We start from the raw sequence: 13,921 nt of genomic DNA on the forward strand, positions 1-13,921 counted from the left end.
GACGCGCGCGTAGCGCGATCGCGCCAGGGGGGCAAGGGTGAAGTGGAGTGGCGTTCGTCATGTTGGACTTACCGCATTCTCTGTGCGAGCTTGGAAGAGATCTCATCGAGATCACACAGGTCCGCACTCGGTCGAGTTGAGAGAATGTATGTGCCTGAGGAAATTATTCGGTGCACGGCGTGACGAACCGACTTTGAACTATTCCGCTTCGGCAGATATTGATGGATGGCTTGACCCTGAGTCATTTGCCTTCCCGCTCTTAATGGAACGCCCGTTCGGCAGGTGCGACGGTTCCCTTCCGGAGCCAGGAGTGGGGGACCGGTCGCTCGCCGTCCGGCTCTCGGGCGGACAGGGGGCGCGCCCCCTCGGATCCGGACGGAACGTCGGCGACATCCGCACCGTCGTCGACGGTGCAGGACTGCCGGGTACCGGGCTGCCGGCGCAGGGCGAGGCAAGCAGGCAGGTCACCGGCGGTGGGTACACGCGTACCGCGCCGGAAGGCTGCATGGCGGGAGGTCTCTGATGGGCGGCCGGGTCAGCGCGCTGGTCGCGGGGATCGATGACTGGTACGACGACAGCACCCCGCTCATCGAGTTCGGTGAACACACCGTTTCCCGGGGGGAGTTCAGCGCACTCACCCGCCGCGTTGCCGAGCAGCTCTCGGACTCCGGTCTGCGGCAGGGGGATGTCGTCGCGGTGCGTGACTGCGAGGGCTGGCAATGGATTGCCGTCATGCTCGGCATCTGGCGCTCGGGCGGAATCTTCCTGCCACAGACCGCTTCCGAATGGGCACAGCACGCCCCCCGACCATGCCTGACGGTGCATTGCTCAGCGCCCGGAGGCCCGGCCGTGGTGGGCCGCGCGGAAGCCGGTGCGACCCGGCTCACGGACGGGACCGCCTACCTGCTGCCCACCTCCGGCAGCACCGGCCGTTCCAAGTGGATCCAGGGCACCCTGCACGGGCTGGACCACTTTGTCGCCTGGGAGATCCAGGAACTGCAGGCGGGACAGGGCGACATCTGCGCCCAGCTGACCGCACCGACGTTCGACCCCGTCCTGCGCGAGGTGCTGGTGCCACTTGTCGCGGGCGCCCGCCTCGCGGTGCCCCCGGACCGGAGCGGACTCGTACGCTCATCAGCCGCGGTGGACTGGCTGGCCCGTACCGGGGTGACCCTGGTGCACGCCGTTCCCACGCTCGCCCGGCTATGGTGCTCCGGGAACTCGCGCACCGAACTGCCCTCGCTGCGCGCCCTCCTCCTGGCGGGTGAGCCTCTGTACGAAGGCGACCTGCATGCTTGGGCAGACCGCTTCGGGACCGGCGCCACCCTCTACAACCTCTACGGCCCCTCCGAGACGACGCTCGCCAAGTGCGCCCAGCGCATTGATCTGACCCTCATCAAAGAGGTCGTTTCCGAAGGCAAGGTAGCTGTGGGACCGCCCCTCCCGGAGTGCGAGGTCCTGGTGGCCGACGGCGACCGCAGGTGTGACCCGTACGAGGTGGGGGAGGTGTTGATCCGTACTCCGCACGCCTCCAACGGCTACTGGAACATGCCGGACCTGAACGGGGAGCGGTTCGTCCGGAACCCCTTCGCGGAGGAGGATCCGCTGCGCATCTTCCGGACCCGTGACCTCGGTTACCAACTGCCCGACGGCAGGCTGGTCGTCGAGGGCAGGATCGACGGCGAGTACAAGTTCCGCGGCATCCGCGTCGACCTCGGCCTCATCGAGGATGCGATCCGGCGGGTACCGGGCGTGCGGGACGCCGGGGTCAAGGTGGCGACTCCTCCGGCCGGTCCAGCCGTCCTCGCCGCGTATGTGGTGACGGACCGACCGGTGCAGGACATCGCCCACGAGCTGCCCACAGATCTGGAAGGCCCTCGGCCCGGCGCCTGGAAAGCCGTGGCGGAGCTACCCAGGACCCACTCCGGAAAGCTGCAACGGAACGCCCTGCCCGCCCTGGTCGTCGGCGAAGGAACTACTGACGACACGGCGGATCAGGACCCGTCGGTGCGCACCCTCCTGGGCATCTGGCGCGAGGTCATGCCACTCGCGCCGGGCCTCGGCGCACACTCCTCCTTCACCGACGCGGGCGGCCAGTCCATCGAAGCCGTCCAGGCGCTGACCAGAATCGAGGACGAGTTCGGTACCACCCTGGAACTCCGTGACATCTTGGACCTCCAGACGCCGTACCGGATCGCCGCGCGCATTGGCGGCCAGGGGGTTCCGCACCGGTCCAGGACCCGGCTCGGCTCCGTGCCGGCTGTCGGCCCCCAGTTGCTCACCGGCGCACAGGAGCGGTTCTGGGAGTGGATCGGATGCGACAGCGAACCCGTGCGGTTCCAGTTCCTGTGGGCGGCGCGACTCACCGGGCAGGTGGACACCGCACGTCTGGCAGAGGCCGCCGACACCGTACTGCGCAGCGCCGACGGCCAGTGGCTGGCCTTCTCCGGCTCCGGCTCCCAGGTACGCCAGTCCTCGGTCACGCCGCACCCGGCAGTCGAGGTGGTACGTCCCCCGAAGGACGCCGATCCGCGCATCTGGTGCCGGACCGACGCCGAACGGCTCGCCGTGCAGCCCTTTGCCTTCGGCACCGAACCCCTCATGCGCGTACGCATCTACCCTCTCGGGCCCGACGAGACAGCACTGGTGCTCGTCAACCACGTCCTGGCCTCCGACGGTTGGACGAAGGAGCAGTATCTGCGGCAGATCTCCGCGGCCTACGCGGGCGAAGAGCCGGGCGAGACACTGCAGTTCTCGGCCTACGCAGCCTGGGAGGCAGAGCAGCGATCCCAGTGGCCGGACCGATCCGGTTACTGGTACGACCGCCTGCAGCAGCTGACCGCGATGCGGCTCCCCTGGCGGTCCGGAGCCGGGAACAACCAGCTGAACCACGCCCTGCGCACCGTCTCGTGGAGCCTGGACCGCGAGGAGTCCCAGGCACTGCGGGCGGCATGCGCCGCTGCCGGAACCACGCTGCCTTCCGCCATCGCCGCCGCTCTGATCCGGGCGCTCCAGGAATGGACGGGCCAGCAGGAGGGGCAGTTGCTGCTGTCGAACGCCAAGCGACCCGACCCGTGCCTGAACAGCACCCTGGGATGTTTCACCGACTCGACCGTGCTGCCCTACGGAGCACTGCCCGAAGCGCCGGCGGCGGCGGCCCGTGCCGTCGGTGACGAGATCGGCACGGCGCTCCAGCAGTCCCAGCCGTCCTTTCTCTGGCTGCTGCGCCGCTACCGCCCGGACCTCGACCCGCATCATCCCCGAACGTTCCCCGTCATCTTCGCGCCGCAGTCGGACTACTCAACTGCGGTGAACCTGCCAGGTGTACGCGCGAATGCGCTGGACTGGGGCGAACGACTGTGGATGTGGCCGCTGGAGGTCTATCCGGTCGTCACCGGTCCGGAGATCCACTTCCATCTCCATCACGCCACCGAGTACTTCGACCACGACCGAGTCCGGGAGCTGGCCGCCGCACTGCGCGCGGAGCTCACCAGACTGGCGGCCGACCCGGCCCCGGAGCACCCCACAGCCCACTGACCGGCCGGGAACTGACGCCCACGCGGACAACGTCACCGGCCTGCCCGCTCGGCGGGGCCTCCGTCCCTCCCGCTGAGATCATCTCGCCCCTTCCGGAGGTGAAGCCCGTCACCTGAGCTCTCGAACCGATCGTCCCCGTCCGAGCCGCACGTCAGAACAGAAAGGCATCCGCCATGACCATCGCCGATTGGCTCCAGGAGAACGTCACCGAGGACAAACGAGCTCTCGACTGGTTCCGCGCTCCCGAGTGCGAGGACCGCATCATTCGTGGCTACAAGGAATTACTGAGTGGATACGAGACCGACCCGTCCACCATCCTCAAGACGACCTGCCTCGTGGACGACGAGCACCAGGGCGTCGTCCGCGTCCACGACATCAACTACTTCTCCATCTGCGCCCACCACTTCCTGCCGTTCTACGGGAAGATCGACATCGCGTACGTGCCCGGCAGCCGCATCCTGGGGCTGGGCAAGTTTCCTCGGCTGGTGACGGCGTACGCGCGCCGTTTCCAGATCCAGGAGCATCTGGTACGGGACATCGCGCAGGAGATAATGGGGTCCGGTGACGCCCGTGCCGTGCTGGTGAAGTCGACGGGCCGGCACATGTGCATGTGCAGCCGGGGCCCCTCCGACCACACCGTGGTGACCGACACGAGCTGGGCCGCGGGCGACCCCGAGGTCCTGGCCCGGTACGGCGTTTCCTGAACCAGGTGAGCGTAGGCGCCCGTTGGTGCTCAGCGCCGACAGGTTCGTCCTTCGCTCGGGCGGCCGGTCTGCCGCCCGGCCGGTCCTGGGGACCGAGTCGGCGGTTGACCGGCCAACAGGCAGGCGTCGTGTGACGTAGCCCGCGGGGAAGACCTGGACGATCAGCTGACGGCCGGTGCCAGGTGCCGGCCGTCATACGGAAGCGCCCGGCGCGGCCGGGCGCTGGTCGGCCAGGTCTTCCCCGCGCCGCTTCCGGAACCTGAACGGGCTGTCGCGGGTCCGTATCGCAGCTCTCCTGAACCTGGGGGTATACAGGGCCGCACACTCCGTGCCGGTGTGTGCCTCCGGTGGTCCACGCACACATCCGCAGACCATGACCGACCCGCAGGCGGCCGGGTCTCGCCTCTGCCACACCCCGCGGTGTGGCAGAGGCGAGACCCGGCCAAGCAGTGCGGGGGCCTTCTCCCCGGGGTGCCGGGCCCCTGGGGCGACCGCGCAGGAGTGGTGAGGGCGGTGCCGGTCAGGCAGTGAACAACGCAGCCGGGCTTGCAGCGGCCGGACCGAGAGTCGAGACCGAAGAGAAAGGCCATTCATGAGCACGCTGGTTTTCGTCGAATCCTCCTATACAGGGGCGGGCGCCGACTGTGCCCGGATCGCCCTGGAGTCGGGCCACGAGGTTGTCCTGGTGTGCCGCGACGCGATCCCGTACGCGTTCGCACGGGAGTTGGGCCTGCGCATCGTCACGTGCGACACGACGGATCCCAGCGCCGTCACCGCCGTCCTCGCGGACCTCCCCGATGTGCGGGCGGTCGGCACCACCGACGATTACTCGGGCGCCGTCGTCGCAGCCGTGGCCGAGCGGCTGGGCCTGCCGGGGCCGTCCCCGTCGGTGGCCCGGGCCTGCCGGGACAAGCACGCGCTACGGTGTGCCCTGCCTGCGGACCTGAGCCCCGATTGGCGGTACGCCACCAACCCGGAAGAGGCCGTGGCCGCCGCGCGGGAGGTGGGCTATCCGGTGGTGGCGAAGCCCACCAACCTCACCGGCAGCGCCCTCGTGGCGGTCCGCCGCAGTGACGACGAGGTCCGGGCCCACGCGAAGGCGGCCTTTGCAGAGGAGGCCACCCGGGACACTCCCCGGGTGGCGGGGCTCCTCATCGAGGACTTCGTGGACGGGCCGGAGTTCAGCGTCGAGTTCATGGACGGCGCCGTCATCGGTCTCACCGGGAAACACCTGGTGCCGGGCCCCGGCTTCATCGAGCTGGGCCATGACTTCCCGGCGAGGGTGAAGGACGATCTCGCGGCTGTGGTACTGGACGCTGCCGGACGGGCTGCCGCAGAGCTCGGTCTGAACTGGGGCCCGGCCCACATGGAGATGCGGTACGGCCCCAACGGCCCGGTGGTCATCGAAGTCAATGCGCGTATCCCCGGCGACCGCATTCCCCGCCTCATCGAGCTGACCACCGGCTTCTCCTTCGCCGAGTCATACGTGCGGCGACTGCTCGGTGAGCCTCTCCCCGCACCCCGCACCCCGATCGGCCGCGCTGCGTCAATTCGCATGTGGTGTCTGCCGGGAGAGGGGGTTCTCCAGGAGATCAGCGGGGTCGACGAGGCGACGAAGGTCCCCGGTGTCCAGGATCTGGAGTTCCGCGGGGTCGTCGGACGCCGCTACACGCCCAAGACTTCCAATCTGGACCGGATCGGCCATGTCATCACCTGCGCGGACACGGCGGAGGAGGCGGTGGCGGCGGCAGAGACGGCGCTCGCCGAGGTGCGGACCACCTGGGGCGCGTAAGCCATGCGAGGTCCAGTACGCAGGCATTGACGTTGCCGTGCTGGTGGGTTCCCTTTTGTCGTGGATTCGTAACGGAGCGAGCGGGGTGCAACGGGCGGGGTGGCCAGCTCATCTGGGTAGTCAGCAAGGCGCACCGGGTGCCTTCGCGAAGGGGTTGGGTCTCACCATGTGGGAGAGATCCATGGAAGGGAAGTCCATGACCAGGACGAAGAAGACCGGGTTGAAGGCGCGGGGCGGCCGGGTGGCTGTGATCGGTGCGCTGGGTCTGGCCTCAGTGACTCTGGCCGCGGCGCCGGCGTTCGCCAAGGGCACTGTGGAGATCACGGCGCCGCACACTGCCCAGGTCGGCAAGACCATCACGGTCAAGGCGCACGGCGGTGACGACAGCGCCGGCTACTTGCATCAGCTGTGCCTGGAGGAGAACGGCTTCGGCGAGGGGTGGCACCAGGAGACCTGCAGCGCCGCGGTCGAGGGCGATGCGCGGGTCACTGCACATGGCACCTCCGCGCGCCGCGGCAACCTGCGATTCCGTGCGGTGCTGTACGGCTTGACCAGCACGCACGACAAGAATCCCGTGCGCTTGCACGCCTCTGACGTGGTGACGGTGCACGTCCGCTGAGCAGCAGGGCGGCCGTGGACAGCCGGCACGCCCACTGCCCACGGCCGCGCGGTGCAGCACCTGTTTTGCGATGTCGTCCTTCGGAGTCCGATCGTTCCTCTTTGCGGGAAGTTGCGGGAAGTTGCGGGCAGTTGTTCTGCATGGTGGCACCGCTGCCACGAACGCTTGACCGGCAGCGATGCCGCAACAACACCCCATCGAGCGACGGCAATCCGGGCATAGAGTCGCGTACATCAGGTGTTCACCGGGGTCTCCCGGAGGCATCTCGCCTCTCTGGTTGAGGAGTTGGCAGGAGAGTGGCAGGCCGTGGTCGAGGGGCGTCGTCACGAAGCTCGCGGCGGGGCCAGGAAGCGTTTCGCGTACGCCCAGGCCGAGGGCATCGAGCTGCGGTTGGACGCCACCGAGGTCCAGGTGCGTCGGCGCCCCGGCTGCCGCGGCGAGCGCCGTGAGTTCGCCTCTGGCAAGAAGAAACAGAACACGATGAAGGCCAACGAAGGTATCGGCACCTGTTTCCGGCACTTCCGCGACGCGGAAGTCCTCCTGGACGACGGCTACCTCGGGCTCCGCCGCGATCATCCCGCCCAGGCGGCGACCCCGGCCAGGCGGTGACCCCGCCCAGGGAAGGGAAACAAGATCAGCCCGCCCGAGGTCCCCGAAGCCGGCCTACGAGCCCGGCACATGGAACGCGCGTAGAAAGCGCACAACACTCATTGCCGCCCCACCTGCTGTCGGCGTGCTGCCTCACAACCAGCCGCGGCGGGCCGCGATCACTCCGGCCTGGAAGCGGTTGGCGGCTCCGAGGAGGTCGTGCAGGCGGCTGATGCGGCGGCGCATGGTGCGGACGGACCAGCCGAGCTGGCGGGCTATCGCCTCGTCCTTGAGGCCGCTGACCAGGAGGGTGAGGACGAGTCGGTCCTCCTCGCCGAGGGGATCCTCGGCGGGGGCGTTGAGCGGCAGGGCCTGCTTCCAGCACATTTCCCAGTAGCTGGTGAGGGCATCGAGCAGCGTGGACGGGCGGATCACCGCAGCACGGACGCCGTTGAGGTCGAGGGAGAGCGGCATCAGGGCGAGCTTGCGGTCGGCGATGGCGAGTTTGATGCCCAGGCCGGGCATGACGCGGGCCTGTTCGCCGTGCCGGACCAGCTCGCGGATGTCGTCGAGGACGCCCGGCCATTCCAAGGCCTCGGGAGCGTAGACCGCGCGGTACCGTACGCCGCGGCCGAGCGCCGACGCCTCCACCGGGTTGGAGGTGGTCAGGGCGTACGGCGGCCGGTCCAACGTCATCACGTCCTCGTGGGCCTCCTGTTGAAGGCGGACGAACCAGCGGCCGAGCGCCTCACTGCCGGTGGTGATCTCCACCTCGTCCTCATACGTCGCGCCGGTGCGCGCGGCGGCGAAGAGCCGGGACAGTTCGTCGGCCGCCGAACGGACCCGCTCCAGCTCATTGCTTCTGGCCCGCACCAGCGCCTCGACAGCGGCGCCCGGCTCGATCGCGGCGTACCGGCGGCGGGAACCGGCGAGCCGGCCGACCAGCCCGTGGTCGCGGAGCCGGTCCAGCGCCCTGACGACGCGCTCGGCCGAACAGCCGAGATCCGCGGTGAGTTCGGCGGGCGCCGCCGTCCGCCGGGTCAGGACGGCGCGGTAGACGCTCTCGTCGAACGGATCGATGCCTGCCGCCGTGAGTTGCGGTGTCTCGGGAGTCATGGACGGATGGTGGCCCAGTTGTGCCAGCGACAGCAATGGGCCACGAAGATCAGTTGTGCGGCAAGTGCCCTCACCGCTAAGACCTTTACGCATGGCAATGAAGTCACGAAGATCGCGTCATGCCGCCCTCGCCGCCGTGGTTCTCGCCAGTACGCTGGCGGCGATACCGGCTGCCGCCGACGCGTCCACGCCCGACCCGTCGCAACGAGTGCTCGTCGAACTCTCCGGGAAACCCGCGGTCACCGCCGCACCCGGTGGATCGCTGCTCTCCGCCGAGGCCGCCCGTGGCGTCGGTCCAGCCCTCCGCGCACTCGACGCGCGGCAGGAGACGTTCCTCGGCTCGGCGAAGAGCGCCGGGCTGCACCCTTCGGCCACCCGCAAACTGGGTCTGCTCGTCGACGCCGTGGCAATGACGGTGCCCGCGTCCGAGGTGGGGCGGCTGTCGTCGCTGCCGGGCGTCACCGCCGTCCGCCCCGACACCCGGGTACTGACGAAGACGGACGTGAGCGTGCCGCTGATCGGAGCCCCCGGCGTCTGGCAGCGCAAGGACCCGGCCGGAATCCGCGTCACCGGCAAGGGGATCACCGTCGCGGTCCTGGACAGCGGCGTGGACTACAGCCACCCCGACCTGGGCGGCGGACTCGGCAAGGGGCACAAGGTCGTTGGCGGGCACGACTTCGTCAACAACGACGAGGATCCGATGGACGACAACGGCCACGGAACCCATGTCGCCGGCATCATCGCCGGCAAGGCAGCCGAGAAGGGCGGCGTCACCGGCGTGGCGCCCGACGCGAATCTGCTGGCCTACAAGGTGATGGATGCCGACGGCTCCGGCTACACCTCGGACATCATCGCGGGAATCGAGGCGGCCTCCGATCCGGCCAACCCGCACCGCGCCGATGTCATCAACATGAGCCTCGGCGGTCCCGGCGACGGAACCGACCCGCTGGGCCGTGCCGCGACCGCGGCCGTACGAGCCGGTGTGGTCGTGGTGGCCGCGGCCGGCAACGACGGACCGGGCGCGGGTACGGTCAGCAGCCCCGGCACGGCCGACGGTGTGGTCTCGGTCGGCGCGTCGACAAGCAATGTCCGGCTGCCCAGCGCCTATCTGGCGGGCAGGAAACCCGAGCTGATCCAGAGCTACCGCGGGATCCTGTCGGCGAACCCGCCGGAGCAGCCCGTCACGGCGCCGCTCGTCGATGTCGGCGAGGGCACCGCCGAGGACTGGAAGCGGGTCGGCGACGTACGTGGAAAGATCGTACGGGCGCAGATGCTCGTCGCGGCCGATGCCCAGTACCTGACGGCGAGCGCCGTGGAGTGGGCGCAGGAGGCGGAGAAGCGCGGTGCGATCGCCGTGCTGGCCGGGCTGCCCTCCAGCGACGGCCCGGTGTTCGCCGCCGGAGCGCCGGGCGAGGTCCGGCCGCCGGAGGTGAACCCCGAGCGGGGAGTGGCCCAGGCTCCGGCATCGCCCGCGCGGATCGACGCCTCCGGCGACTCGCTGCGGATGGACCACCTGGTGGTCATGGGCATCGACCCGACCCAGTACACGGAGCTGAGCACCCGGCTCGCTGCCGGGAAGGTGTCGGTGACGCTACGGGGCACCGACACCACCGACCAGATCGCCTCGTTCTCCTCACGCGGCCCCGCACCGGACTTCGGCCTGAAACCCGACCTGGTCGCGCCGGGCGTGGAGATCCGCTCCACCATTCCCAAGTCGCTGTACGGGCCCGGCCAGTACCGCATGTCGGGCACGTCGATGGCGGCCCCGCACGTCGCCGGCGCCGCGGCCCTGCTGCGCCAGCTGCACCCCGACCAGGCGCCCGCCGAGATCAGGTCCGAGCTGATCGGAACCGCGAAGCCGCTGAGCGGCACCGGGCCCACGACACAGGGATCGGGCCGGCTCGATGTGGCCTCGGCCGCCTCGGCCACGGTCAGCGCCTCACCGGCGTCGGTGTCGTTCGGGCTCGCCGATCTGTCCCGGCGTCACGTCGGCGGCATCGCTGAGGTGACGCTGCGGAACTCCGGCAAGCGCCCGGTCACGACCTCGCTGCGGACCGACGGACCGGCCACGGTCTCGCCGAAGCGGGTCACCGTACCGCCCGGGAGGACCGCGACCGTCACGGTCTCGCTGCGCGTCGCCCGGCCGGCCGCCGACACCGGGATCAGCGGCCGTCTCACGGCGACCCCCGACCAGGGACCGGTGATCGGGGTGCCCTATCTGCTCGCCGTCCGGCATCTGGCCGTCCAGGCCGCGCCCGACCCGAGCGACGGTCACTCGACCGTGCGCATCGCCCCGCCGACCCACCTGGCCGCACCGCCGGTCGTCACCGTCACCCCGCCGCGCGGCAAAGCCGTCGAGTACGCTTCCACCCTCGATCCCGCCAACGGCTACTACCGGGCAGAGGTGACCGGCAGCGTGGCCGGCGCCTACCGGGTCTCGGTACGTGGCACCGACGGCACCGGACAGCGGCTCACCGGCGCCGGCGCCTTCGAGGTCACCCCGGTCGACAGCCGCAGGGATCGCTGGCAGCCGGTCGGCCCCAACAGTGAGGCTGGTTCCGTCGCCCTCTCGCGGAGCCGGCCGAAGCAGGCCGTCCTCACCCAGTACCAGAAGGCGGCTCCCTGGCTGACCACCGACAACGGCGTCTCCTGGCGCCAGTTGGGACGGCTGCCGGTCGCGGACGGCACGGGGCCGCTCGTGGTGGACGCGGGAAATCCCGACCGCTGGTGGTACGCCGTGAACAGCGTCCACGACGGCAGCCGCCGGGGCACTCTCCTGCGTACCGATGACAACGGCCGCACCTGGCGCACACTCGACGTCCCGGACACCCGCGTCGCGGCGCTCGCCGCCGATGAACGGACCCGCACCCTGGTCGCGGTCACCTCGGACGCACTGCTGGTCAGCACGGACGCGGGCGACCACTGGACGACGTATCCGACCGGTGTCACCGGCACCGTCACCGCCGCCGCCGTCACCGGTGACACCCTCTACCTGACGACCAGTCACGGCGTCTGGGTACGCTCCGGCATCGGCTCGGGCACCCCCGGCGACGCACGCCTGCTCCTCGACGAGTCCGGCGGAACCGTCGGCGGGATGGCCGCCGACGCCTCGGTCGTGGCGGTGTACGTCCCGGGCAGGGGAGTTGTCGGCTCCCGTGACAGCGGGAAGACCTGGACCACCTTGCTGTCCATGGCTGAAGGCGGCCTCGACCTGACCGCCTCGGGTGGCGACCTGTACCTGAGCACGGTGTCCGGCAAGGGCCGTCTCAGCCGCGACCACGGGCAGACGTGGACCGAGGTCGCCGTGCCGTCGCGCGCGGCGCTGCCGATGGACTACGACCGCTGGGCCGACGGCTCCGTCACCGTCTCCAGCGAGCAGGACGGTCTCTACCGGGGTGCCGCGGACGGCACCGGATACCGACGGATCGGCGTCCAGGGACTGACCGTCAACGATCTCGCGGTCAGTGACGGCCAGCTGCTCGCCGCCACCGAGAGCGCGGTCTACCGCACCGCCCTTCCCGTCGCGAGCCCGGAATGGGGCCGGTCGGGCGGCGAGGGCAAGAGGGGCGTCGGCGTCCCGCAGCTCTCCGTGCCGGCCAAGGACCCGAAGGTGGTCTGGAAGGTACGGCGCACCGGGTACGGCGCGTTCACCGTCGAGCGCAGCGGCGATGGCGGTGCCACCTGGGAGAAGAGGGGAAGTTCGGCGGAGGTGCCGACGGCGCTCCTGGTTCACCCCGCCGATCCGGACCGGGTCGTGGTCAGCTTCCAAAGCCTCCAGGGACCTGGGCTGTTCGCCACCAGCGACGGTGGCGCGACGTGGAAGAACCTCTACCACGAGCGTTCCTTCGACACCATCGTGGGCGACCCCGCGAACCCGCTGCGCCTGTGGCTCGGGAACACCGCCGGTCTCTACCGGTCCGACGACGGCGGGGTAACGGTCACCAAGGTCGCCGAAGGCCCGGTGACCGCGATCGAACTCGACGGACGGCGTCTCGTCATCGGTGGCGAGAACGTCCGCGTCAGCACCGACGGCGGCCGGACCTTCCGCACCGCGGACACCGGCGCTCTCGCGATCCATGTCTCCGATCTGCTGCGGGTCAAGGACACGCTCTACGCGGCCACCACCAGTTCCGGGGCCAGCGGCCTCCTGCAAGGCGGCCGTGGCGTACTGCGCAGCACCGACCACGGTCTGAGCTGGCACAACATCTCCACCGGCCTGCAGAACACCGACACCACCAAACTGGCCGCAGGCCCCGAAGGCCGCACACTCTACGTCGGCACCGTCGACGGCGGCGTGCACCGTCTCAACCTGCGCCACTGATCGCTACGGACAGGGCGCCCGGACGGTTTCTCTGTCGGGGCGCCCTGTCCATGCGTTGACACGACCAGCAGATCAGCGATCCTTTCGCTCAGCCGCTCCGGGCCTCACCCGCACTTCCCGGCTCCATCGTGGGGAGTGGTCACAGCGGGCGATGCCGCGGTGCGAATCGGGGTAGGGCACGGGCGTTGGCGGTTCGCCGCCGTGCCCTACGCCCCGGACCACCTCGGCTCAGCCGAGCGCGTCCATCAGGGCGGTGACGTAGGCGTCCAGCCGCTCTTCCACGACGCGCGTCGTCAGCTCTTTCCTCCCGGCTTCCCGCCATGGCCGCCCCACCGACTGCACTTCTTCCGAGAACGCCAGCGCGTCCCGCACCCACCAGTACAGCCGCTCGCTCGCGGCTGCGGCCAGCACCCCGCCGGCCTCCTCGTACGCCTCAGCGAACCGCAGACCCCACGCCGGGCCGTGCAGCAGCGCGAGATTGGTGGAGCAGTGCGCCACATCGAGATCCGCCGGGCCCCAGGAGGTCTGTACCCAGTCGACGACCCCGGTGATCCGGGGAACTGCCGGGCCGGGGAGCGGCACGTCGAACAGCACGTTGCCGGGTTGGAAGTCCCGGTGCAGGAATCGCCCCTCGTACGGCGGCGCGGGCTCGCGGATCACGTCGATCGCCGCAGCCCATGCCGCCGCGTCGGCGTCCTTCGGCGTCACGACGGTGTCGGCAGTCGTCAACGCCACGTACTCGCGGGGCCGCTCGGCGGGTCGCAACGCGTGGATCGCCACCAGTTGACGGGCCAGCAGAGGGACCCGCGCCTCCACTCCCTCGTCATCGAGGACCGTCCGGCCCGTCAGATGTGTCATCAGGAGCGACGGATACTCGCAATGCGCGGCGGTCGGATCAGCCGCGACCAGTCCAGGAGCCGACACGCCTGCCCCCGCGAGCAGGGGCAGGACACCGGCCTCCGTTTTCAGCAGGTCCTCGGCGTGCTCCACGAAGAACGGGTCGACGAAGGTCCGCAGCACCAGGTCACGGGTGCCTCCTTCCCCCGTGCCGATGGTCAGCCGCCGCATTTCGGCGGTGATACCGCCGTGCAGCGCTTCGGTTCCGACGATCCGTTCGCCGGCCTTCAGGTACCGGCTCACCCAAGCCAGGGTCAACGGTCGGACAGCCGCAGCCTCATCGTGGTCGGTCACCGTGCCACCCCATCATCCGGACGACGGCGCGCGCAAAAGCTTTTCACCGGAGG

The 13,921-nt window shown here is 70.0% G+C and carries 8 protein-coding genes and 1 pseudogene; 7 read left to right on the top strand and 2 right to left on the bottom strand.

All coding sequences use genetic code 11. The annotated features are described in order from the left end of the window. The first annotated feature begins 310 nt into the window (after nt 1–310). From OG709_RS34735 to OG709_RS34760, 6 genes and pseudogenes are all read left to right on the top strand, one after another. Nucleotides 311–523 carry a hypothetical protein gene (locus OG709_RS34735; RefSeq protein ID WP_250301387.1) on the top strand — a complete coding sequence of 71 codons (213 nt, stop codon included), beginning with the start codon at nt 311–313 and terminating at the stop codon, nt 521–523. Further along, nucleotides 523–3,537, top strand: coding sequence for an AMP-binding protein (locus OG709_RS34740; protein WP_329168980.1), 3,015 nt, complete (start codon nt 523–525; stop codon nt 3,535–3,537). The genes OG709_RS34735 and OG709_RS34740 overlap by 1 nt, the downstream gene beginning before the upstream one ends. A 173-nt stretch (nt 3,538–3,710) precedes the next feature. After that, the gene (gene folE / locus OG709_RS34745) at nt 3,711–4,241 is read left to right on the top strand and encodes a GTP cyclohydrolase I (protein WP_250301385.1); all 531 of its coding nucleotides are present in this window, start codon (nt 3,711–3,713) and stop codon (nt 4,239–4,241) included. A 592-nt stretch (nt 4,242–4,833) separates the two neighbouring features. Next, the gene (locus OG709_RS34750) at nt 4,834–6,033 is read left to right on the top strand and encodes an ATP-grasp domain-containing protein (RefSeq protein ID WP_326693428.1); all 1,200 of its coding nucleotides are present in this window, start codon (nt 4,834–4,836) and stop codon (nt 6,031–6,033) included. Between the two features lie 196 nt (nt 6,034–6,229). Beyond that, nucleotides 6,230–6,652 carry a hypothetical protein gene (locus OG709_RS34755; RefSeq protein ID WP_250301383.1) on the top strand — a complete coding sequence of 141 codons (423 nt, stop codon included), beginning with the start codon at nt 6,230–6,232 and terminating at the stop codon, nt 6,650–6,652. Between the two features lie 237 nt (nt 6,653–6,889). Further along, a pseudogene (locus OG709_RS34760) lies at nt 6,890–7,258 on the top strand (transposase family protein); the annotation flags it as partial. Nucleotides 7,259–7,393: 135 nt separating this feature from the next. On the opposite strand, the gene OG709_RS34765 reads toward OG709_RS34760, so the two are convergent. Further along, entirely contained in the window at nt 7,394–8,356 is a 963-nt protein-coding gene (locus OG709_RS34765) for a helix-turn-helix domain-containing protein (protein WP_250301382.1), read from the bottom strand. Between the two features lie 97 nt (nt 8,357–8,453). Here OG709_RS34765 and OG709_RS34770 point away from each other — a divergent pair, with 97 nt between their 5' ends. Beyond that, nucleotides 8,454–12,677 carry a S8 family serine peptidase gene (locus OG709_RS34770; RefSeq protein WP_329168982.1) on the top strand — a complete coding sequence of 1,408 codons (4,224 nt, stop codon included), beginning with the start codon at nt 8,454–8,456 and terminating at the stop codon, nt 12,675–12,677. Nucleotides 12,678–12,905: 228 nt separating this feature from the next. Here OG709_RS34770 and OG709_RS34775 read toward each other — a convergent pair whose 3' ends face one another. Beyond that, nucleotides 12,906–13,817, bottom strand: a complete 912-nt coding sequence (locus OG709_RS34775; protein ID WP_329168983.1) for a phosphotransferase family protein — start codon at nt 13,815–13,817, stop codon at nt 12,906–12,908. Nucleotides 13,818–13,921 lie beyond the last annotated feature (104 nt).

The sequence above is a fragment of the Streptomyces sp. NBC_01267 genome (assembly GCF_036241575.1).
Classification (GTDB): Bacteria; Actinomycetota; Actinomycetes; order Streptomycetales; family Streptomycetaceae; genus Streptomyces.